This is a genomic window from Streptomyces sp. NBC_01216 (assembly GCF_035994945.1).
Lineage (GTDB): Bacteria > Actinomycetota > Actinomycetes > Streptomycetales > Streptomycetaceae > Streptomyces.
In genome coordinates this window covers 4,076,205-4,097,213 of sequence record NZ_CP108677.1, presented here as the reverse complement: position 1 = coordinate 4,097,213, position 21,009 = coordinate 4,076,205, and the positions used below count along the sequence as shown (strand labels likewise).

21 protein-coding genes are annotated in these 21,009 nt (G+C 71.0%); 6 read left to right on the top strand and 15 right to left on the bottom strand.

Annotation, left to right across the window (positions count from 1 at the left end; genetic code table 11):
* Positions 1 to 232: 232 nt before the first annotated feature.
* Positions 233 to 3,520: a FlgD immunoglobulin-like domain containing protein gene (locus OG393_RS18115; RefSeq protein ID WP_327375703.1), complete on the top strand. Its 3,288-nt coding sequence runs from the start codon at positions 233 to 235 to the stop codon at positions 3,518 to 3,520.
* Between the two features lie 45 nt (positions 3,521 to 3,565).
* Entirely contained in the window at positions 3,566 to 4,231 is a 666-nt protein-coding gene (locus OG393_RS18110; protein WP_327375702.1) for a pyridoxine/pyridoxamine 5'-phosphate oxidase, read from the top strand.
* 76 nt (positions 4,232 to 4,307) lie between these two features.
* On the opposite strand, the gene OG393_RS18105 is transcribed toward OG393_RS18110, so the two are convergent.
* From OG393_RS18105 to OG393_RS18080, 6 genes are all read right to left on the bottom strand, one after another.
* Positions 4,308 to 6,194, bottom strand: coding sequence for an AMP-dependent synthetase/ligase (locus tag OG393_RS18105; RefSeq protein ID WP_327375701.1), 1,887 nt, complete (start codon positions 6,192 to 6,194; stop codon positions 4,308 to 4,310).
* A 511-nt stretch (positions 6,195 to 6,705) separates the two neighbouring features.
* Positions 6,706 to 7,356: a TetR/AcrR family transcriptional regulator gene (locus OG393_RS18100; RefSeq protein ID WP_327375700.1), complete on the bottom strand. Its 651-nt coding sequence runs from the start codon at positions 7,354 to 7,356 to the stop codon at positions 6,706 to 6,708.
* Between the two features lie 87 nt (positions 7,357 to 7,443).
* The gene (locus OG393_RS18095) at positions 7,444 to 7,830 is read right to left on the bottom strand and encodes an AAA family ATPase (RefSeq protein WP_327375699.1); all 387 of its coding nucleotides are present in this window, start codon (positions 7,828 to 7,830) and stop codon (positions 7,444 to 7,446) included.
* A 132-nt stretch (positions 7,831 to 7,962) separates the two neighbouring features.
* A complete protein-coding gene (locus OG393_RS18090; RefSeq protein WP_327375698.1) occupies positions 7,963 to 8,985 on the bottom strand; it encodes a hypothetical protein in 1,023 nt (340 codons plus the stop codon).
* Positions 8,986 to 9,311: 326 nt separating this feature from the next.
* Positions 9,312 to 9,515 (bottom strand): DUF397 domain-containing protein, encoded by a 204-nt coding sequence (locus tag OG393_RS18085; protein ID WP_327375697.1) that lies wholly within the window; start codon positions 9,513 to 9,515, stop codon positions 9,312 to 9,314.
* On the bottom strand, positions 9,491 to 10,339 hold the full coding sequence (locus OG393_RS18080) for a helix-turn-helix domain-containing protein (RefSeq protein WP_327375696.1): 849 nt from the start codon (positions 10,337 to 10,339) through the stop codon (positions 9,491 to 9,493). Before OG393_RS18080 ends, OG393_RS18085 begins: the two co-directional genes overlap by 25 nt.
* A gap of 82 nt (positions 10,340 to 10,421) precedes the next feature.
* Between OG393_RS18080 and OG393_RS18075 the strand changes: the two genes are divergently transcribed.
* A complete protein-coding gene (locus OG393_RS18075) occupies positions 10,422 to 10,688 on the top strand; it encodes a hypothetical protein (protein ID WP_327375695.1) in 267 nt (88 codons plus the stop codon).
* A 57-nt stretch (positions 10,689 to 10,745) separates the two neighbouring features.
* On the opposite strand, the gene OG393_RS18070 is transcribed toward OG393_RS18075, so the two are convergent.
* The 5 genes from OG393_RS18070 to OG393_RS18050 form a co-directional block, all read right to left on the bottom strand.
* On the bottom strand, positions 10,746 to 12,065 hold the full coding sequence (locus tag OG393_RS18070; protein ID WP_327375694.1) for a dicarboxylate/amino acid:cation symporter: 1,320 nt from the start codon (positions 12,063 to 12,065) through the stop codon (positions 10,746 to 10,748).
* A gap of 347 nt (positions 12,066 to 12,412) precedes the next feature.
* Positions 12,413 to 12,700, bottom strand: a complete 288-nt coding sequence (locus tag OG393_RS18065) for a DUF4229 domain-containing protein (RefSeq protein WP_327375693.1) — start codon at positions 12,698 to 12,700, stop codon at positions 12,413 to 12,415.
* 101 nt (positions 12,701 to 12,801) lie between these two features.
* Positions 12,802 to 13,326 (bottom strand): GNAT family N-acetyltransferase, encoded by a 525-nt coding sequence (locus OG393_RS18060; RefSeq protein ID WP_327375692.1) that lies wholly within the window; start codon positions 13,324 to 13,326, stop codon positions 12,802 to 12,804.
* 119 nt (positions 13,327 to 13,445) lie between these two features.
* Entirely contained in the window at positions 13,446 to 14,609 is a 1,164-nt protein-coding gene (mqnE, locus tag OG393_RS18055; protein WP_327375691.1) for an aminofutalosine synthase MqnE, read from the bottom strand.
* A gap of 92 nt (positions 14,610 to 14,701) precedes the next feature.
* Positions 14,702 to 15,166 (bottom strand): Lrp/AsnC family transcriptional regulator, encoded by a 465-nt coding sequence (locus OG393_RS18050; protein ID WP_327375690.1) that lies wholly within the window; start codon positions 15,164 to 15,166, stop codon positions 14,702 to 14,704.
* A gap of 114 nt (positions 15,167 to 15,280) precedes the next feature.
* On the opposite strand from OG393_RS18050, the gene OG393_RS18045 reads away from it, so the two are divergent.
* Positions 15,281 to 15,418: a hypothetical protein gene (locus OG393_RS18045; protein WP_327375689.1), complete on the top strand. Its 138-nt coding sequence runs from the start codon at positions 15,281 to 15,283 to the stop codon at positions 15,416 to 15,418.
* Here OG393_RS18045 and OG393_RS18040 read toward each other — a convergent pair.
* The 3 genes from OG393_RS18040 to OG393_RS18030 all read right to left on the bottom strand — a co-directional run bounded on the left by OG393_RS18040 (position 15,415) and on the right by OG393_RS18030 (position 18,549).
* The gene (locus OG393_RS18040; protein ID WP_327375688.1) at positions 15,415 to 16,095 is read right to left on the bottom strand and encodes a UbiX family flavin prenyltransferase; all 681 of its coding nucleotides are present in this window, start codon (positions 16,093 to 16,095) and stop codon (positions 15,415 to 15,417) included. The two genes, OG393_RS18045 and OG393_RS18040, sit on opposite strands and share 4 nt — an antisense overlap.
* Positions 16,096 to 16,192: 97 nt before the next feature.
* Positions 16,193 to 17,095: a menaquinone biosynthesis prenyltransferase MqnP gene (gene mqnP, locus OG393_RS18035; RefSeq protein WP_327375687.1), complete on the bottom strand. Its 903-nt coding sequence runs from the start codon at positions 17,093 to 17,095 to the stop codon at positions 16,193 to 16,195.
* On the bottom strand, positions 17,092 to 18,549 hold the full coding sequence (locus tag OG393_RS18030) for a menaquinone biosynthesis decarboxylase (protein WP_327375686.1): 1,458 nt from the start codon (positions 18,547 to 18,549) through the stop codon (positions 17,092 to 17,094). The genes mqnP and OG393_RS18030 overlap by 4 nt, the downstream gene beginning before the upstream one ends.
* Before the next feature lie 89 nt (positions 18,550 to 18,638).
* Here OG393_RS18030 and OG393_RS18025 point away from each other — a divergent pair, with 89 nt between their 5' ends.
* Together OG393_RS18025 and OG393_RS18020 are read left to right on the top strand one after the other, a co-directional pair.
* Positions 18,639 to 19,025: a PLD nuclease N-terminal domain-containing protein gene (locus tag OG393_RS18025; RefSeq protein WP_327375685.1), complete on the top strand. Its 387-nt coding sequence runs from the start codon at positions 18,639 to 18,641 to the stop codon at positions 19,023 to 19,025.
* Complete coding sequence (locus OG393_RS18020) at positions 19,025 to 19,918, top strand: LysR family transcriptional regulator (protein WP_327375684.1); 894 nt, start codon at positions 19,025 to 19,027, stop codon at positions 19,916 to 19,918. Before OG393_RS18025 ends, OG393_RS18020 begins: the two co-directional genes overlap by 1 nt.
* Here the strand turns inward: OG393_RS18020 and OG393_RS18015 are convergent.
* Entirely contained in the window at positions 19,812 to 20,750 is a 939-nt protein-coding gene (locus tag OG393_RS18015; RefSeq protein ID WP_327375683.1) for a DMT family transporter, read from the bottom strand. The genes OG393_RS18020 and OG393_RS18015 overlap by 107 nt on opposite strands.
* Positions 20,751 to 21,009: the final 259 nt, after the last annotated feature.

Below are 21,009 nucleotides of genomic sequence, written 5' to 3'. Positions count from 1 at the left end.
TTTGAACGGGTTCGAAAAATCCGTTTCCCTTCACCCCGACCGCTGTTACGATCACCGCCTGGGGCGGGGTGTGCCGAAGGGGACGGCGTGCACATGCCGCAACGGCCCCCGCCCTCGCCTGTCACAGGCTTCCACGGAGGGGAATCCCTTGAACATTCACGCCCACGCACCACGACGCGCGCGGAGAAACAAAGCCTTAACCCTCGCCACGGCCCTCGGCATCACCGCCGGCATGTGCGCCGCGGCCACGGGAACGGCGACCGCCGCCGGGCCGACGCCCACGCACGACGCCCGCGCCGCGAACGCCGCGGCCGACGTCGTGGTCCAGGACCCGGGTCGCTTCCAGCCCCGGCAGGAGGAACTGACGCAGGCCGGGAGCACCGGCTACGCCCACCGGCGGGAGGGCACGCCCGGCTATCTCTGGACGGACGGGGCCACCGGCGCCGAGAGGTCGATCACCGACGACGAGGCCGCGGGCCACTCCGGTCTTCACGTCAGGGCCGAGGCCGGCCGCGTCACGGTGACGGATCTCGCCACCGAGCACACGGCCCTCACGCTCGCGCTGCCCGAGGGCCGGACGTTCGGCGGCGCCTACACCGCGGACACCGTGCTGACCACCGGACGCGACGCCCAAGGGCGTTATGACGCCTTCCAGTTGCTCCGGGTCGTCAACGGCCACGTCGTCGAACAGCCGGTGACGGGCCTCCCGGGAACCTTCGGCGAGCTGCGGGTCGTCACGCAGGACACCCGGGGCGCCGTCCTGAGCACCTGGCAGCCGGGGCACCTGTCCGAGGCCCAGTACCTCCTCGACTACGCGACCGCCACGCTGAAGCCGGTGGCGATGTTCGGCGAGGGAATCGACGTCTCGCTGGGCGAGACCCGCATCGGCTACTACGACTCCACCGCGGAGAAGCTGTTCTCGGCTCCGCGCACCGACCCCACGACGGTCGACGAGACCCCGCTCACCACGGCGGAGAACGCCGACGACTTGGGCCCGTTCACCGCCCTGGGGAAGTGGATCGTCTTCACCCGGAAGGTCCCGGCCTACAAGGATCTGCGCGGTGGGGCGCTCCAGGCCGTACACATCGGCACCGGTCTGACCAAGGAACTGCTCCCGCACGCCGGCGGGCACTTCGCCACCACCCCTGACGGTGGCCTCCTGGTCACCGGCGGCACGGGCAGCTCCGACTGGGCGGTGCGCCGCGTCGACCTCGCCCCCGACGGCACTCCGCGCGTCACGACGGTCCGCGAGGTCCCGCGCGTCCGGTCGGCGGACCGGGGCCTCGCGCTGGCCGCCGGACGGCTCAGCTTCCTCGCCCGGAACTCCGAACTCCACGAGGAGACGGGGCTCTACGACGCCGACACCACCGCGTCGTCCACACCCACGCCGACGCGGCGCCTCTCCCTGATCCCGTACGAGCCCGGTCTGGCCGGTCTGGGCGACGGCGAGTCGGTCTTCTCGGCGGGGCCCCGCGTCCACGCCCCGCTCACCGGTTCGGAACTCCGCACGGCGGAGCTGCCCGGAAACGGCCGGGTCGTCGACGGAGCGGGCCGCTACGTCCTCGCGCGGAGCGGTGACACCACCTGGGCCGTCGACCTGGAGAACCCCGACGACACGACGCCGGACGTGAAGCTGACGCTCACGGACTCGGCCGCGGCCTTGTGGGACACCAAGGTGTGGAAGCCCGCGGCCACCGCCGGCCGGGTCGACTCCTACGACCTGAACACCGGTGTCACCTCGGCCGCGCTCGACCTCGCGTCCGGCTGCGCGCCGACCGAGCTCCAGGCCGTCGGGCGCTGGCTCTACTGGGCCTGCGGCACGGACAAGGCCGGTGTCTACGACCGGACCCTGCGCAAGAGCGTGCCGGTGCCGGTCGGTGACGCCCTGCTCGGAGACGGCTTCGTGGTCCAGCAGGTCGACAGCGAGCTCCGGCTGACGAACGCGAGTACCGGACAGACCACCGACTTCGCCGATCTGCCGTACGGGATGTCCGAGGCGGGCCGTGGCATCGACTGGACCGTCGACAAGTTCGGCGGCGGCGTGGCCTTCGTCGGCACGGACGGCGACATCCACGTCCGGCAGACCGGCGTGACACCCCAGCCGCTCGCCCGGCTGGAGCAGTCCGTCGAGCCGCTGGTCTTCGAGGGCGCGGGCGTGGAGCCGCTGCCCGCCGTGTGGTCGCCCGTGTGGCGCTTCTCCAAGGCGGTGGGCTCCTGGCAGGTGCGCGTCGCCAAGGGCAACGGCGAGACCGTCCGCACCTACAGCGGAGAGCGGGGGGCCGGAGCGGCCGTCCGGGTCCGCTGGGACGGCAAGGACTCCCAGGGCCGGGGCATCGAGTCCGGGCAGTACCTCTGGGAGGTGACCGCCCATCCGCTCGACGGCCTCGGCCCCCTTCGGGGAGCCTCGGACGCCTTCGACGTCGCCGGCAGCTCGCTGACGACCCTTCCCGGCACCTACACGCCGGTGACGCCCACACGGCTGATGGACACCCGCAGCGGTCTCGGCGTCCCCCAGGAGAGGGTTCCGGCCGGCGGCACCGTGGTACTGCAGGTGGCCGGCAAGGCCGGTGTGCCCACCGAGGGACTCACCGCCGTGGTCCTGAACGTGACGGCGACCGACCCGACCGAGCCGAGTTTCGTCTCGGTCTATCCGCACGACACGCGGCGCACCTCCGCCTCGAACCTCAACTTCGCGGCCGGCCGGACCGCCGCGAACCTGGTGACGGTGCCGGTCGTGAACGGCTGGGTGGAGTTCTACAACAAGAACGGTTCGGTCCATCTGCTCGCCGATGTCGCCGGGTACTACACCGAGGGCACCTCCGGCTCGGAGTACCAGCCGGTCACGCCGAAGCGACTGATGGACACCCGTGACGGCACCGGTGTCCCGAAGGCCAAGGTCGGACCGGGCGGCACCGTGACACTGCCCGTCACCGAGCCCGGCGTCACCGCCGTCGCCCTGAACGTCACCGCCACCGCCCCGACGGCGACGAGCTTCGTCTCCGCGTACCCCTACGGCACCGCGCGGCCGACGGTCTCCAACCTCAACTTCACCGCCGGCCGGACCGTCCCCAACCTCGTGATCGTGCCCGTGAAGGACGGCAAGGTCACCTTCTACAACCACACCGGCACCGTCGACCTCATCGCCGACGTCACCGGCTACTACAAGGACGGTGAGGGCTCGGTCTTCACCGGCATGCAGCCCAAGCGGCTGATGGACACCCGCGACGGCACCGGTGTCCCGAAGGCGAAGGTGGGCGCGGGCAAGACCGTGTCGCTGGAGGTCGGCGACACGTACACCGCCGTCGTTCTCAACGTGACCGCCACCGACCCGACCGCGGCCGGCTTCGTCTCGGTCTACCCCTACGGCACCCAGCGGGCCGCCTCGAACCTCAACTTCACCGCCGGCCAGACCGTCCCCAACCTCGTGATCGTGCCCGTCAAGGACGGCAAGGTCACCTTCTACAACCACACCGGCACCGTCGACCTCATCGCCGACGTCACCGGCTACTACACCGGCTGACACCCGCGTCACCGCACCCGGCCGCGGGGCCCCATGATGAACGCCATGAACGACTCGCGTTTTCATGAGGCCCTGCGGTCCTCGCGTGTCTGGGACACGGTGCTCCCGGAGTTCCGGCCCGAGGACACTCCGCCGGACCCGCTCCCGCTGTTCCACGACTGGTTCGTGGCCGCGGCGGCGGCCGGGGAGGTGGAACCGCACGTCATGTCGCTGGCGACGGTGGACGAGGCGGGCCGGCCGGACGTACGGATGCTGACGCTGCACGACGCCGACGCGCGCGGCTGGCACTTCGCCTCGCACGCGACCAGCGCCAAGGGCCGCCAGCTCGCGGCCCGGCCGGTGGCCGCGCTCGCCTTCTACTGGCCGCGTGAGGGCCGCCAGGTGCGGGTGCGGGGCCGGGTGGCCGTGGGGACGGCCGAGGAGGCGCGGGAGGATCTGCGCGTGCGTTCGACGGGCGCGCTCGCCTCCGCGCTGGTGGGGCGGCAGAGCGAGGTGCTGCCGTCGACGAGCGTCCTCGCCGAGGCGAGCGGGGCGGCCTGGGAGCGCGCGCGGGCCGAGCCGGACGCCCCGGCGGAGACCTGGACGTGCTACGTCCTGGAGCCGGCCGAGGTCGAGTTCTTCCAGGGCGACGAACGCCGGCGGCACGTCCGCCTGCGCTACCGGCGCGGCCGGGCCGCGGACTCCTGGACGCGCGAGCTGCTCTGGCCCTGATGATCCGGCGCCCGGGGCGCCGCGCCACCCGGCGCCCCGTGCTCACCCCGCACCCGCACGCGCGCCGGCCGGGTCCTCAGCCCTCCCGCTGCTCGGGTCCGTCGTACATCGCGTCGACCTCCCGCGCGAAGTCACGGAGTACCGCGGCGCGCTTCAGCTTCAGCGAGGGCGTCAGATGGCCGCTGCTCTCCGAGAACTCCGTGGTCAGCAGCCGGAACGCGCGGATCGACTCCGCCCGCGACACCAGCCGGTTGGCGTCGTCCACCGCCCGCTGGACGGTCGCGAGCAGGTCCTCGTCCCGCGCCAGCTCCCACAGCGCGAGGTGATCCTTCTTCCGCATCCGCCGCCAGTGGGTCAGCCCCTCGTGGTCCAGGGTGATCAGGGCGGTGATGTAGGGCCGGTTGTCGCCGAGCACCATGCACTGGCCGACCAGGGGGTGGGCGCGGAGCCAGTCCTCCAGCGGGGCGGGCGTGACGTTCTTGCCGGCCGAGGTGATCAGGATGTCCTTCTTGCGGCCGGTGATCCGCAGGTAGCCGTCCTCGTCCAGCGATCCCAGGTCACCGGTGGGGAACCAGCCCTCGTCCGTGTAGGGCAGCGCCACCCCGCGCTGGGAGTCCCAGTAGCCGGCGAAGACGTGGCCGCCCTTGAGCCACACCTCGCCGTCCCCGGCGATCCGCACGGCCGTGCCGGGAAGCGGCCAGCCGACCGTCCCGCCGCGTGGGCGCCGCGGCGGGGTCACGGTCGAGGCCGCGGTCGTCTCCGTCAGGCCGTAGCCCTCGTAGACCTCCACGCCCGCGCCCGCGAAGAACTCCGACAGCCGTGCCCCCAGCGGTGAACCGCCGCAGACGGCGTAGCGGACCCGGCCGCCCAGCGCCGCCCTGATCCTGCGGTACACGAGCGGGTCGTAGAACGCGCGGGCCGCCCGCAGCGTGAGGGAGGGGTCGGTGGCGTGGCCGTAGCGGCGGGCGACGCGGGCCGCGCGGTCGAAGGAGGAAGCCCGACCGGTCCGTTCGGCGGTGGCCCGCGCGGTGTTGTAGACCTTCTCCAGGACGTAGGGGATGGCGACGAGGAAGGTGGGCCGGAAGGCCGCGAGGTCGGTGAGCAGGTCGTCGCCGTCGATGGAGGGGGCGTGCCCCAGTCGGACCCGGGCGCGGACGCAGCCGATCGCCACCATCCGCCCGAAGACGTGGGACAGCGGCAGGAACAGCAGCGTGGACGCCGGTTCCTTGCTGATCGTCTTGAAGACCGGGTGCAGGAGTTCGACGGCGTTGTCGACCTCGGCGAAGAAGTTGCCGTGGGTCAGGGCGCAGCCCTTGGGACGGCCGGTGGTGCCCGAGGTGTAGATGAGGGTGGCGAGGGTCTCGGGGGTGAGCAGTCCGCGGCGTGCGGTCACCACCAGGTCGGGGACGTGCGCCCCGGCCCGGCGGAGCTGGTCGACGGCGCCGGTGTCCAAGGCCCAGAGGTGGGCGAGGCCGGGCAGTTGACGCCGTTCGGTGGAGACCATCCGGGCCTGGTCCATGTCCTCGACGACGCAGGCGGCGGCGCCGGAGTCCTGGAGTATCCAGCGGGTCTGGAAGGCGGAGGAGGTGGGGTAGACGGGCACGGTGATGAGGCCGGCCGCCCAGGAGGCGAAGTCGAGCAGGGTCCACTCGTAGGTGGTGCGGGCCATCAGGGCGATCCGGTCGCCGGGGCGGAGCCCCTGCGCGATCAGCCCCTTGGCGACGGAGTGGACCTCGGCGGCGAAGGCGGCGGCGGTGACATCGGCCCAGCCACCGTCCCGGCCCCTGCGCCCGAAGACGGCGGCCCCAGGGTCCTGCCGGGCGTTGTGGTAAGGGATGTCGGCGAGCGAGCCGCGCTGTACCCGGGGGACGAGCGGCGGTACGGAGACCTCCCGCACCCTCCCGTCCACCCGTGTCTTGCGCGGCTCGACCGGTGGGATCTCTGAGGCGGTGGCGACGGACACGTGCGGCTCCTCGGTCGTCGAGATGAACTGAGGTCGTGCGTCGGTGCGTGTTCCCCGGCGGCTCGGGTCCCGGGCGGCCTCGGGAGAGGGGGGCTGCTCTCAGCGCCTGCCGGGTGGCCTCCGCCCGGCCGGAGGTCACCCGGCAGTCACTCAGGAGTGTCGGGGCGGAGCGGTGGTGGGGTTCCCGGCGCCGCCGGGTGGGCATCCTGTGACGGGCGGCGGAGCGACGGGGCCCCGCCGGGGCACGCGGTGGCGTCCCGCGCCCGCCCGGAGAGCCCGTACCCGTCCCGGTACGGCTCCGGTCCCAGCTGGTTCGGCGGCATCCCCACCCCCGTCCTGACCGTCAAGTAACCTTACTCATCGGTAAATCTACGACCGGGCGGGGAGTCAGGACAATGGCCGGACGCCATGCGCACCTCATCGGCACGCCGCCCGCGCCTGGTCTCGTTCGCGGCCGACGGGCAGTGCGGCTTCCGGCTCCGCCGCGGTGAGAGCCCGCACCTGACCGGTCTCACCGGGGGGACCAGCGCTCGCTCCGCATGAGGTTTCCCAGACCGGCCCAGGAGAAGTTCATCAGCGTCGCCGCCGCCTCCCACGCCGTCATGCCCGGTGTCTCGTTGGCCCAGCCCGCCAGTGACTCCGCCGCGCCGACCAGGGCCTGGGACAGCCCGGCCACGTCCCGCCCGGCCAGTTCCGGATCGCGGTCCGTCTCCCGGTGGGTCTCCTGGGCGGCGGCGCCGATCACCGTCGTCACGTACGCGACGATCTCGCCCCGCATCCGGGCCACTTCCCCGGCGAAGGGTTCCCCGTGCGTCCGCGCCTGCCGGTTCAGCACCGCCCAGCCGTCGGGGTTCTCCGCCGTGTGCGTGAAGAAGGCCAGCAGCCCCGCCCACAACTGCTCGTCGGCGGGCAGCCGGGAGTCGACCGCCGTCGCGACCGCGGCGAGCAGGGCCTCGGCTTCCCGCCGGATGCACGCGGTGAAGAGGTCTTCCTTGGAGTTCAGGTACAGATAGATCAACGGCTTCGACACACCGGCGAGTTCGGCTATCTCGTCCATGGACGCGGCCTGGTACCCCCGCCGTCCGAAGCACCGCACGGCGGCGTCCATCATCTGCTGCTCGCGCACCGCGCGCGGCATGCGCTTCGCCTTCGCGGCGCCCACGTCCGGCATCCTTCCGCCTCGCCCCCGCACTGATGATCCTCGGCGAAGCCTACGCGGCACCTCCCGGAGGGGGCCGGGAGCCGGACATCAGCCGTGGACGGAGAGGCCCTGGTCGAGGGTCCAGACCGTGGCCTTCGCCCGCGCGGTCCGGGCCAGGTGGCGGTCGCGCTCGATGAGGATGTCGAGGTCCCCGCAGCCGACCCTGCCGACCGCGTGCTCCACCAGGCTCGTCTCGGTGCTGCCGCCACTGATCAGGGCGTTGAGGTGGGCCGCGTTCCATTCGACCTCGTTGAGAGACCACGGGGCCTCGCCCTCCACCACCATCCGGAGTACGGCGGCGAACTTCTCCGCGTACTGCCGGCGGTGGCCACCGGTGGGCAGCTGAGCGATGTGATTGCCGCGCGCGAGCCTCGACAGCACTTCGAGTCCGTCGAGGGCATTGGACTTACCACTGCTGTTGCGGCCGATGAGCACGGTGAGCGGAGCGAGCCGAAGTACCTCGTCACGGAAGCTCTTGAACGCGGAACGCGGTCAGCCGGACCTCTTCGGTCCCCAGGGAAGTCACACCGTTCACGCTATCCCAGGGGATTCCGGCGAGCGGGCCGGTCACGCGACCGTCCGGGCGGCCGGGCGGGCACCGGACCGGCAGTCCGCGCAGCGCCGGTCCGGGTCACGGCTGCGGAAGGCCCGCTCGCAGCCGTCGCAGGTGACGAGGGGCGGTGGTCCCAGCGAAGCCTGTGCCTCGGCGGGCAGCGGGGGTGGCAGATGGGCGGCGAGGCGGTATTCCAGGAACCCGGCCGGGTGGTGGACAGGCACGGCCTCCGGCGGAAGGCCCGAGGTCAGGGTGCGGGTGATCTGCTCGCTCGTCGCGGAACGCGCCAGCCAGGCGTCGACGGCGGGGGCGAGGCGCGCCACGTCCCCGGCGGAGAGCAGCAGGCGGGGATCGGCCAGCCGGAGGCGGGCGAGGAGTCCGGCGGCGGGCCCCTCGGGCGGACACGGCACGACGACGGACGGGCGCGGCGGAGCCGACGACGGGCGTCGCGGCGCGGGCGGCGGGAACATCTCCGCGCGGGACCCCGGCGACGTCACCGGAACAGGAGCAAGGACAGGAGCCGGGCCCGGGGCCGGGCCCGCCTCCGGAGCAGGAACCGGGAGCGCGTCCGAAACCGGGTCGCCGTCCCCGCCGGGAACGGGCCGCTGTTCCGGACCACGCTCCGGGGCGGGACTGGCGTACGGATCGGAGTCGGCGCAGGGATCGGAGTCGGGCCACCGGGGAAGGTCCCGGACCTCCGGAACGGGCGCCTCCTCCGGTCCGGGCCGAGGCGGCTCGACCACCGCGCCCGGCTTGTCGTACGCGACCGTGTGGGTCGCGAACCTGCCGCCGCCGAGGGGGACTCGGGGACGGGCCAGATAGCCCGCCCGCTCCAGCTCGTTGAGCCCGCGCCGGATGGTGGTCTCTCCCTCGGAGAAGCGAAGCGCCAGCGCCTTCGCCGTGACGGAGGCACCGTCGGGCACCGACTGGATGTGCACCGCGAGTCCGATCGCGACGGCGGACAGATCGCGGTGCTGGGCGAGGTGGTTGCCGACGACGGTGAACTGCTCGCTGTGACGGTGCCGGATGTGGATCACTCGGAGCGCGGCGCGCCCTCGGGGATCGGGTGTTCGGCGGGATGCGCGGACACGGCCGCGTTAGACTGCGGATCAGCCATCGGGAAGTTCTCTTCTTCCTGATCGGTAGGCCCTCGTCAGGATGCCAGTCCTGCCGGGGGCCGAGTCGCATATGCCACTTGTCGGAGCGAACGTACCGCACCCTTCCGGCCAGTCAACACCAAGTCACCCGATCGTGTGGCGGGGGGAGTTGGGAGGCAGGTGGGGTTGGTCGGGTACTTTCCCCGGTTTCTTTCCTGGAGGCGCGCCCCACCGGAGCGCGCGGAAGCGCGCCCCGGTGGACAGGCTCAGAGACCCTTGAGATGCGCCACGAAGGCCGCCCAGGCGGGCGCGGCCACGAGCAGGACGGGCCCCTCGGGATTCTTGCTGTCGCGGACGGGGACGGCGCGGGGGACGCCGTCGGCGACCTCGACGCAGTCGCCGCCCTGTCCGTTGCTGTAGGTGCTCTTGCGCCATGTGGCGCCGCTCAGGTCGCGTCGTGCAACACGCATGCTCGGTACTCCTCCACAACAGAACGGACGAGGTTCAGTGACTCGTCGGGGGCCAGGGCCTTCGCTTGCAGCAGATCGTAGGCGAGCGCGTATGCGGCCACTTCTTCCTGCGCCTCGACGAGTTCGCCCGAGTGCGAGCTCTCCGTGTAGGCCACGTCCGGCCCTCGGTCGAACGCGAGCAGCGTGAGTGATCCGCCCATGACGGGGTGCTCCCCCGCCCCGAACGGGAGTACCTGCAGCACGGCGTGGGGCGTCGTCGCGAGGGCGAGCAGGCGATCGAGTTGCTCGGCCATCACGACCGGGCCCCCTACCGGGCGGCGGAGCACCGCCTCGTCCACGATGCACCAGAACAGCGGCGGGCTCTCCCGGCACAGGATCGCCTGCCGCTCCAGCCTCGCCGAGACCAGTTTCTCGATCTCCCCCTCGCTGTCGCGGGGTCGGCTGGTCCGCAGGACCGCCCGTGCGTAGTCCTCCGTCTGCCAGAGGCCCGGCACCGCCTGCGCCATGTACTTCAGCATCTTCACCGCTCGGGGCTCCAACGCCATGTATCTGCGCGCCCAGTCCGGGTACGGCGTCCGCCGCAGATGCCCCCACAGGTCGACCAGGTCCCCGTCGGCCCCCAGGATCAGGTCCAGCTTTCCGTTCACGTCCTCGGGCGGTACCTCGTTGCCCAGTTCGAACTGGGCGATCCGGCTGTGGGCGATCGGTACCCGGTCGCCGAGTTGCCGTTGGGTGAGCCGGGCCCGGCCCCGGAGCTTGCGCAGTTTCGTGCCGTACAACGCGGCCAGGGACGCCGACGGGTCGAGTTCCTTCGGTGCGGGCACCGGCGACCCCCCATTTTCGTTCCGCTACCGCGAAAACCATTACCCCTGGTGATCGTAGCGACACGTATCCATGCTGGGAGACGTGAGTCACGGACCAGTCGAGGAAAGGGCGCGACGCATGGGAGCGGCGGGGCGGGAGACGGCGGTCGACGAGATCAGGGAGGTACGGGCGGCGCGGGACGAGCTGCGGGAGGCGTTGGCGACGGTGGGGGTACGACTGCCGTCCCTCGGGCTCGACCTCGTGTCCCTGGCGAGCCCGCATCTGGCTCCGCTGGTGGACCTCGGGCGCTGCCGCCCCGATGTGGCGCGCAGGCTGGCGTCCGTCATCCGGCAGGCCGGCACGCCGTGATGCCCGCGCCCCGTGCGGGGGGGGGCGCGGGCATCACGGCACGCGGTGGACGGACGTTCAGGCGGCGACGGCCAGCGGCTCGCGCTCCTCGACCGGGGAGGAGGAGGCGTTGTCGTACGCGTCGACGTCGAGGATCTTCTCGCGGGCGGAGACGAGCACCGGGATCAATGCCTGTCCGGCGACGTTGGTGGCCGTGCGGACCATGTCGAGGATCGGGTCGATCGCCAGGAGCAGTCCGACGCCTTCGAGCGGGAGTCCCAGGGTGGACAGGGTCAGCGTCAGCATGACGGTCGCACCGGTCAGACCGGCTGTGGCGGCCGAGCCGACGACGGAGACGAAGGCGATCAGCAGGTAGTCGCCGATGCCGAGCTGCACACCGAAGATCTGCGCGATGAAGATCGCGGCGAGGGCCGGGTAGATCGCGGCGCAGCCGTCCATCTTGGTGGTGGCTCCGAACGGCACGGCGAAGGAGGCGTACTCCTTGGGGACGCCGAGGCGCTCGGTGACCTTCTGGGTGACCGGCATGGTGCCGACCGAGGAGCGGGAGACGAAGGCCAGCTGGATGGCGGGCCAGGCGCCCTTGAAGAAGCGGAGCGGGTTGACCTTGGCGACCGTGGCGAGCAGCAGCGGGTAGACGCCGAAGAGGACCAGCGCGCAGCCGATGTAGACGTCGGCGGTGAAGGTCGCGTACTTGCCGATGAGGTCCCAGCCGTAGTCGGCGATGGCGTAGCCGATGAGGCCGACGGTGCCGAGCGGGGCGAGCCGGATGACCCACCACAGGGCCTTCTGGAGGAGCTCCAGGACGGACTCGGACAGGGTGAGGATCGGCTGGGCCCTGTCGCCGAGCTTGAGCGCGGCGATGCCGGCGACGGCGGCCATGAAGACGATCTGGAGGACGTTCAGCTCGGTGAAGGGCGTGATGACGTCCGTCGGGACGATGCCGGTCAGGAAGTCGAGCCAGGAGCCGGCGTGTTCGGGTGCCTTGCCGTCCTTCGGTGTGAGGCCGGTACCGGCGCCCGGGTCGGTGATCAGTCCGATCGTGAGGCCGATGGCGACCGCGATCAGCGACGTGATCATGAACCACAGCAGGGTGCGGGAGGCGAGCCGGGCGGCGTTGTTCACCTTCCGCAGGTTGGTGATCGAGACCAGGATCGCGAAGAAGACCAGCGGGGCGACGGCCAGCTTCAGGAGCTGGACGAAGAGATGGCCGACCTTGTCCAGGGTGGTGTAGAGCCACGGGATGTCATGGGTGCGGGTGACCCAGCCGAGGACGACGCCGAGCACCAGGCCGGCGACGATCTGGACCCAGAAGGGGACCTTGGACAGGCGGGAGGAGAGCTTCGGCTTCGCCTCGGGGGCGGACGCGGACGCGGACACGGACACTCCACAGTGCGTATCGGGGAATACGGGAAGGGGGGTGCGGCACACTCGCGCTCAGGTGGTACCGCTGCATGATGCCGGGTCAGGACACGCGGCGACAGACCGCGGACATACAGCGGCAGAGATCGACATGCAGGCGCGCCACGAGCGGGGTGCTCACGGCATCGGGGAGGCGCACAGCTGTCTTCATGGGCCACACGTTAACACTTGAACTTTGAGAACCTCAAAGCTCTTCTTTGAGGGGGTAGAGGGGCGTGTATGCCTCAGAAACGCAGAACACCCCGGTCAGGAGCCTTGGAAGCTTCTGACCGGGGTGTGTGCGTGTGAGGTAACTTACGCGCCTTTCACAGCACGTCCTCCTGGGAGCGGTTCGACTCCAGGCGGCCCTTGGCGCGGTCGACCTTGGCCACGATCTGCTCGGACATCGCGTCCCGCTGCCGGCGCAGCAGCACGAAGCTGAGCGGGGCGGAGATCACGATGGACAGGAGGAGGACCCACAGCAGGTTGGAGTCGCCCAGGCCCCGCGGGAGCAGGCCGAAGGAGACCAGGCCCCACAGCACGAGGAAGCAGCCGGCGAAGACGCCGAGGCGCATCACCGTGTACTGGAGGGTGGCGGTCCTGCTCTCGGACACGACGGCCCCTTTCTCTCCTTCGGCGTGGTCTTGCCCGACCAGTGAAGCACGACCGGTGGACGGGGCGGCCCGCAGGGCCTCGACGGGGCGACGGCGGGCGGTCAGGCCAGCGGGAGCAGCATGACGATGTCGTCCCGGTCGTCGCCGTCCGCGACCCGGATCGCACCGGGCACCCGTCCGACCTCCTTGTATCCGCAGGAGGCGTAGAAGCGGTCGACTCCGGTGCCGCCCCGGCAGGTGAGCCGGATCGCGTCGACCGTCCCGAAGCCGCGCACCTCACGTTCGACGGCGGCCATCAGGTCCCGCCCGTCCCCCCGGCCCTGCCGGGAGGGGTGGACCATGACGGTGTAGAGCCACACCCAGTGCTTCATGAGCCGGTGCGTGTTGAAGGCGACGAAGGCCGTGGCGGCCACGGTGCCGTCACCCTCGCATCCGACGACCAGGCGCATCCGGCCCTCGGCCATCGCCGCCAGATGCCGGACCAGCTCGGGCCGGATCTCCTCGACGTGCACGGGCGGGACGAAGCCGACGGCGCCGCCCGCGTCGGAGACGTCCGCCCACAGGCGCAGGATGCCGTCCCGCAAGGCGGGAGTGACGGGCGGATCGAGGGCGAACGTAAGGGTCATCTTTCGAGATTATCCCTTACGTGCGAGCCGCTCAACCCGGCCCGGACGGCGGACGGCCGCGGTGCGCACCAGGCGCGCCGCGGCCGTCCGGGCGAGGCGGGGGCGGTTCGTCCGGGCCGTCAGACCCGCATGGGCTGCGGCGACTCGCGGAGCCCGGCGTCCGGCCCCGGGTACTCGCGGATGACCTCGTACCGGGTGTTCCGCTCGACCGGGCGGAAGCCGGCGTCCCGGATGAGCTCCAGGAGGTCGTCCCGGGTGAGCTTGTTCGGGGTGCCGTAGTTGTCGGCGTCGTGGGTGATCTTGTACTCGACGACCGAGCCGTCCATGTCGTCCGCACCGTGCTGGAGCGCCAGCTGCGCGGTCTGCACGCCGTGCATCACCCAGAAGACCTTGACGTGCGGCACGTTGTCGAAGAGCAGCCGGGAGACCGCGAAGGTCTTGAGGGCCTCGGCACCGGTCGCCATCGTCGTGCGCGCCTGGAGCTTGTTGCGGACCTTGCCATCCTGCATGTCGACGAAGTCGTGTTGGTAGCGCAGCGGGATGAAGACCTGGAAGCCGCCGGTCTCGTCCTGGAGCTCACGCAGCCGGAGCACGTGGTCCACCCGGTGACGGGGCTCCTCGATGTGCCCGTAGAGCATCGTCGAGGGGGTCTTGAGGCCCTTCTCGTGCGCCAGGCGGTGGATACGGGACCAGTCCTCCCAGTGGGTGCGGTGGTCCACGATGTGCTGCCGGACCTCCCAGTCGAAGATCTCGGCACCGCCGCCGGTCAGCGACTCCAGACCCGCTTCGATCAGTTCGTCGAGGATGTCGGAGGCCGACATCCCCGAGATCGTCTCGAAGTGGTGGATCTCGGTGGCCGTGAACGCCTTGAGGGAGACGTTCGGCAGCGCCTTCTTCAGCTCGGAGAGCGAGCGCGGGTAGTACCGCCAGGGCAGGTTGGGGTGGAGCCCGTTGACGATGTGCAGCTCGGTGAGGTTCTCGCCCTCCATCGCCTTGGCGAGGCGGACGGCCTCCTCGATGCGCATCGTGTACGCGTCCTTCTCGCCCGGCTTGCGCTGGAACGAGCAGTAGGCGCAGGACGCGGTGCACACGTTCGTCATGTTGAGGTGACGGTTGACGTTGAAGTGGACCACGTCACCGTTCTTGCGGGTCCTGACCTCGTGGGCCAGACCGCCGAGCCACGCCAGGTCGTCGGACTCGTACAGCGCGATGCCGTCCTCACGGCTCAGCCGCTCACCGGCGAGCACCTTCTGCTCCAGCTCGCGCTTGAGTCCCGCGTCCATGCGGCCGCCTCCCATGTGTCTCCGTAAAACAGGCTTCGCCCACGTTACTCCCCGCACTCCCCACACCCTGGGCGGCGGGTCCCCCCGGGCCGCTACGCGCCGGGCTCCTCTTCGGGGAGTTCTCCGACCCGGTTCTCCCACTTGGTGGAGAGCACGACCGTGGTGCGGGTGCGGGAGACGCCCTTGGTCCCGCTCAGCCTGCGGATCGTCTTCTCCAGGCCGTCGACGTCGCCCACCCGCACCTTGAGCATGAACGAGTCGTCCCCGGCGATGAACCAGCAGTCCTCGATCTCGGCGAGGTCCTTGAGGCGGTGGGCCACGTCCTCGTGGTCGGCCGCGTCGGAGAGCGAGATGCCGATGAGGGCGGTCACGCCGAGGCCGAGCGAGGCGGCGTCGACCGTGGCCCGGTAGCCGGTGATGACGCCCGCCGCCTCGAGGCGGTTGATGCGGTCGGTGACGGAGGGGCCGGAGAGCCCGACGAGCCGGCCGAGTTCGGCATAGGAAGCCCTGCCGTTCTCGCGCAGAGCCTGGATGAGCTGCCTGTCCACGGCGTCCATAGGTACGAAGCCTTCCATTGTCCAGCGATACCGCGAGTTTAGGTATAGAATCTAAGGTACACAGGGGCCGACACCCTGTGAATCTTTCAGTCGATCAAAGACGATCTTTCAGGAGTGGTGTTCACCGTGTACACGATCGAGATGGCCTACGCCCGTATGCGCGAGCTGCAGGACCTGGCCAACCGCTCGCGTGCCCACCAGCCGACCCCGCCGAAGCGCCGCGCCCCCAAGCGCGCCGCCGAGAAGCGCTAATCCCCCCGGGAGGACGCTCCACCGAGCTCCCCCTCCCAACGGCGGTACAGCCCGTGCGGCACTCCGGCCGCGTCGAGCACCCGCCCGGCGACGAAGTCCACCAGATCCTGGATGTGCGTCGCCCCCGCGTAGAACGCCGGAGAGGCGGGCAGCACCACGGCGCCCGCCTCGTCCAGCGTCACCATATGCCTCAGCGTCTGCCCGCCCAGCGGGGTCTCCCGCACCGCGACGACCAGCTTCCGCCGCTCCTTGAGCGTCACGCTCGCCGCCCGCTGGAGCAGGTCCTTCGACAGCCCCAGCGCCACGCCCGCCACGGCGGCCGTCGACGCCGGCACGATCAGCATCCCCTTCACGGGGTACGAACCCGAGGACGGCCCGGCGGCCAGGTCCCCGGCGGCCCAGTACCGCACGCCGCTCACGTCCGGCGCGAAGGTGCCGGGCTTCCCGTCCGCGCCGAGCTCCAGCCAGGACGCCAGGTCCTCGCGCCAGTGCGCGTCCCGGAAGGAGATCCCGGTCTCGTCCAGCAAGGTCAGCCGCGACGCCCGCGAGACGACCAGGTCGACACTCTCCCCCGCGTCGAGCAGCCCCCTCAGCACCGATGCGGCGTACGGGGTCCCCGACGCCCCGGACACTCCGACCACCCAGGGACGACGCTGCTCGTTCTCTACCGGTTCCACGCCGACGAGCCTATCTGGCGAAGGTCGGGACCGACGCGTCAGGAGCCGCCGGGGGTGGGGAGTGCCCGGCCGCGCTCCCGGGGGCGCACCGGCCCGCCTAGACCGTGAGACCGCGCACCATGAGATCGAGCAGCGCGCAGACGAAGAGGGCCATCCCGATGAAACCGTTGACCGTGAAGAACGCCCGGTTCAGCCGGGACAGGTCGTGCGGCTTCACGATCGAGTGCTCGTAGCAGAAGGCCGCCGCGACGATCACCAGACCGGCCCAGAAGAACGTCCCCGCGTCCGTGGCCAGCGCGTACCAGACCAGCAGGCCGGTCGTCACGACGGCGGAGCCGCGTGCGCCCCACAGGGCCGCCGGGACACCGAAGCGGGCCGGCACCGACAGGACGCCCTGGGCGCGGTCCGCCCGCACGTCCTGGCAGGCGAAGATCAGGTCGAAGCCGCCGATCCAGATCCCCACCGCGAGCCCGAGGATCACCGCGTCCCACGACCACTCCCCGGTCACCGCGAGCCACGCGCCGATCGGCCCTATGGCCTGGGCGAGACCGAGGATCGCGTGCGGGAAGTTCGTGAACCGCTTGCCGTAGGGATAGACGACCATCGGGATGACGGCGAGCGGCGCGAGCGCCAGGCACAGCGGGTTGAGCAGCGCCGCCGCGCCGAGGAAGACGACGACGGCGATCCCCGCGCCGGTCCACGCCGAGCGCACCGAGACGGCCCCGGTGACCAGCTCGCGCTGTGCCGTCCGCGGGTTCCGCGCGTCGATCTCCCGGTCGATGATCCGGTTGCACGCCATCGCGAAGGTCCGCAGCCCCACCATGCACACGGTGACGAGCAGCAGGGTGACCCAGTGGATGGTCCGGTCGAGCCGGAACATCGCGGTGAGCGAGGCGATGTACGCGAAGGGCAGCGCGAAGACCGAGTGCTCGATCATCACGAGCCGCAGGAAAGCCTTCGTACGCCCCGGCCGCGCACCGGGAACGGCCGCGGTGGTCACAGCCCGTACTCCTTCCAGCGGCGGTCCACCAGGGCCGCCGTCGCCGGGTCCGACTCCACCATGTCCGGCCAGCCGCCGTCCCGGGTGTAGCCCTCCTCCGGGAGTTTCCGCGTCGCGTCGATCCCCGCCTTGCCGCCCCAGAACTGCTGGTACGACGCGTGGTCCAGGTGGTCCACCGGGCCTTCGACGACCGTGAGGTCGCGGGCGTAGTCCGTATTGCCGAGCGCCCGCCAGGAGACCTCGTGCAGGTCGTGGACGTCGCAGTCCTTGTCCACCACGACGATCAGCTTCGTCAGCGACATCATGTGCGCGCCCCAGATGGCGTGCATGACCTTCTGCGCGTGCTTGGGGTACTTCTTGTCGATCGAGACGATCGCGCAGTTGTGGAAGCCCCCCGACTCCGGCAGGTGGTAGTCCACGATGTCCGGCACGATGATCTTGAGGAGGGGCAGGAAGAACCGCTCCGTGGCCCGGCCCAGCGGACCGTCCTCCGTCGGCGGCCGGCCCACCACGATCGACTGGATCAGCGGACGCTTCCGCATCGTCACGCAGTCGATCCGCAACGCGGGGAACGGTTCCTGCGGCGTGTAGAAGCCGGTGTGGTCGCCGAAGGGCCCCTCCGGCAGCGTCTCGCCCGGCTCCAGCCAGCCCTCGATCACGACCTCCGCCTGCGCCGGCACCTGGAGCGGCACCGTCTTGCAGTCGACCATCTCGATCCGCTTGCCCTGCACGAAGCCCGCGAACAGGTACTCGTCGATGTCACCGGGCAGCGGCGCCGTCGACGCGTACGTGACGGCGGGCGGGCAGCCGAAGGCGATCGCGACCGGCAGCCGCTCGCCCCGCTCCGCCGCCACCGCGTAGTGGTTGCGGCTGTCCTTGTGGATCTGCCAGTGCATGCCGATCGTGCGCTTGTCGTGACGCTGGAGCCGGTACAGCCCGAGGTTCCGCACGCCCGTCTCCGGGTGCTTGGTGTGGGTCAGCCCCAGGTTGAAGAAGGACCCTCCGTCCTTGGGCCAGGTGAACAGGGCCGGCAGCCGGTCGAGATCCACGTCGTCCCCCGTGAGGACGACCTCCTGCACCGGTGCGTTGTCCGACTTCACCTTCTTCGGCGGCACGTGCACCATCGAGCCCAGCTTGCCGAATGCCTCCCGGACCCCGACGAAGCCGTGCGGCAGCTCCGGCTTGAGCAGCCCGCCGATCTTCTCGCTGATCTCCTCGTACGACTTCAGGCCCAGGGCCTTCAGCAGCCGCCGGTCCGTCCCGAAGACGTTCATCGCGAGCGGCATGGCGGAGCCCTTGACGTTCTCGAAGAGCAGGGCCGGGCCTCCCGCCTTGTTCACCCGGTCGACGATCTCCCCGACTTCCAGGTACGGGTCGACTTCGGCCTTGATGCGCTTGAGGTCGCCTTCGCGCTCCAGCGCCCTGAGCAGCGAGCGGAGATCGTCGTAAGCCATAGGGGTCAGTATCGGTCACCGGCTACGCTTGACCTGTCACCGGGGCCGCGGAAACGTGTCCCGCCATTGCTTTCAGGGGGCTGTCCCACATGCTCAGGGCGCTGATGTTCATCCTGCCGCTGGCGCTGACGATCTACGCCTGCATCGACTGTGTGACCACCCCGGACGACGAGACCAAGCACCTCCCGAAGCTCGCCTGGGTCGTCCTCATCCTGCTGTTCCCGATCGCCGCGCCGATCGTCTGGTTCGTCGCGGGCAAGGACCGCGGGACCGCCTTCGGCGCAGGCGGTGGTCGCGGGGCCGGCCAGTGGGTCGCCCCCGATGACAACCCCGACTTCCTGAAGTCACTCAGGGAGGACGGCGCCCGGCGGGACGAGCCCCCGCTCGACTCCTCCCTCGACGAGCGCGAGGCGGAGCTGCGCCGCCGCGAGGAGGAGCTGAGGAAGCGCGAGCAGGAGGGCGACAAGGACAAGTGATGGAGTTCCGGCTCCTGGTCACCTTCGAGAAGGTCGCCACCCTCCTCTCCTTCACCCGGGCCGCCTCCGAACTGAGATACGCCCAGTCCAGCGTCACCAGCCAGATCCGCTCCCTGGAATCCACCCTCGGGGTGGAGCTCTTCGAACGGCTCGGCAGCCGCATCCGGCTCACCGAGGCGGGCGAGCGTCTCCTGCCGTACGCCCGGCGGATCATCGACCTGACCGACGAGGCCCGCGCCGCCGTCACGGAGGCCGGCGAACCGGCCGGGACGATCGCCGTCGGCACGATGGAGTCGCTGACCTCCTACCGCCTGCCGCCGCTCCTGGAGCTCTTCCACCACCGCTACCCGGAGGTCAGGCTGGCGCTGCGCCCCACACTCGGCGACGAGACCCGGCAGGCGCTGCGCCGGGGGACCTACGACATCGGCTTCCTGATCGACCCCGAGACCGAGCACGCCGGTCTGGAGAGCGAGGTCCTCGCGGCCGAGCCGCTGGTCCTGGTGGCCTCGCCCCGGCACGCGCTGGCCGGCCGCACGGGGCTGGAGAGCGCGGACCTGGCCGCCGCACAGCTGGTGGGCACCGAGCCGGGCTGTCCGTACCGCGACCTGTTCGAGGAGGAACTGAGGCACTGGGCGCCGCCGTTCACGGAGTTCGGGACGCTGGAGGCCACCAAACGGGGCGTGGCCGCCGGCCTGGGCATCGCCCTGCTGCCCCGGATCGCCGTCTCCGGGGAGCTGGCGTCCGGGGTGCTCACGGAGCTGGACTGGAAGCCGCCGTTCGCCGTCTTCACACAGATCGCGTGGCGGCGGGGCAAGCGGCTTCCGGCGCATGTGCGGCTGTTCGTGGAGCAGGCGCGGCGGCTCGTGTCGGAACAGTCGCGGTCCCCAGAGTGACCTTGAGGCTCGCCAGGACGATCAGCGGGACACCGAACGCCTGGACGAGTCCGATGTGGTGCCCGTACACCGCCCAGTCGACGAACATCGCGACGGCCGGGTAGGTGAAGGCGAGCACGGCGATCTTCGCGGTGGGGAGCTTCTGGTAGGCCGAGTACATCAGCACGTACATCAGTCCGGTGTGGACGAGCCCGAGCCCCGCGAGCCAGGCCCAGCCGGCGCCGAGCCGGGAGGCCGCGCCGAGATCGGCGAACGGCAGCAGCAGCGGTACGCCGACCAGGACCTGGACGAGGGCGATCAGATGCGGACGGACGCCGGTGATCCGCTTCGTCACGATCGTGGACAGCGCATAGAGCACGGCGGCGGCGAGCGCGAGACCGAGGCCCTTCAGGGAGGCGGTGTCCCCGGGCCTGACGCCGGAGACGAGCACCAGACCGGCGAAGGCGACCCCGAGCCAGCCGAACCTCGCCGCGGTGATCCGCTCCCGCAGCAGCACGGCGCCGAAGACGACCAGGACGAACGGCTGCGTGTGGTAGACGACGGTGGCGAAGGAGATCGAGGTCGCCTCGTACGCCTCGAAGAGGAGCACCCAGTTGAAGACGACGAACACCCCGCCGAGGGCCGCGAGTCCGAGCTTCCCCGGAGTGAGGCCGTGCCCGGTGACATAGCCCCGGGCGAGGCTGTACGCGCCGAGGGCCGCCGCGCCGAAGAGGCAGCGGAAGAACACCACGTCGAAGGGTGACGCGCCGGACTCGACGACGAAGACGCCCAGCGTGCCGGACAGCACCATGGCGAGGGTCAGCTCGACGGTTCCCCTGGTCTCGTTTCTCATGACCACGACGCTACGGACGGCGACCGGGGCCGGTCCACGGCCCAGTGGGGCGTCCTGCCGATGCCCCCATCGGCGCCGCCGATGGGGGGTCGGAACACCACGGCGCCGACGGGCCGCTAGCGGGGACGGGCGAGGCGTCGCGACCTCGCCCGTCACCTCATGGGCGGCCTTCGGGCACAGCGGCCGACGCCGGATGGCAAGGGCAGCCGCACACGAGATGCCGGATCCCCGGTACGCCGCTGTCGCGGGGCGCGTGGTC

Excerpts from the sequence above, each read along its gene's own strand:
- OG393_RS18050 (WP_327375690.1), bottom strand. The coding sequence starts at position 15,166 with ATGGACGCCGTGGACAGGCAGCTCATCCAGGCTCTGCGCGAGAACGGC.
- mqnE (WP_327375691.1), bottom strand. The coding sequence starts at position 14,609 with ATGGACGCGGGACTCAAGCGCGAGCTGGAGCAGAAGGTGCTCGCCGGT.
- OG393_RS18085 (WP_327375697.1), bottom strand. The coding sequence starts at position 9,515 with ATGCGTGTTGCACGACGCGACCTGAGCGGCGCCACATGGCGCAAGAGC.
- OG393_RS18060 (WP_327375692.1), bottom strand. The coding sequence starts at position 13,326 with ATGACCCTTACGTTCGCCCTCGATCCGCCCGTCACTCCCGCCTTGCGG.
- OG393_RS18015 (WP_327375683.1), bottom strand. The coding sequence starts at position 20,750 with ATGAGAAACGAGACCAGGGGAACCGTCGAGCTGACCCTCGCCATGGTG.
- OG393_RS18110 (WP_327375702.1), top strand. The coding sequence starts at position 3,566 with ATGAACGACTCGCGTTTTCATGAGGCCCTGCGGTCCTCGCGTGTCTGG.
- OG393_RS18115 (WP_327375703.1), top strand. The coding sequence starts at position 233 with ATGTGCGCCGCGGCCACGGGAACGGCGACCGCCGCCGGGCCGACGCCC.
- OG393_RS18025 (WP_327375685.1), top strand. The coding sequence starts at position 18,639 with ATGCTCAGGGCGCTGATGTTCATCCTGCCGCTGGCGCTGACGATCTAC.
- OG393_RS18020 (WP_327375684.1), top strand. The coding sequence starts at position 19,025 with ATGGAGTTCCGGCTCCTGGTCACCTTCGAGAAGGTCGCCACCCTCCTC.
- OG393_RS18030 (WP_327375686.1), bottom strand. The coding sequence starts at position 18,549 with ATGGCTTACGACGATCTCCGCTCGCTGCTCAGGGCGCTGGAGCGCGAA.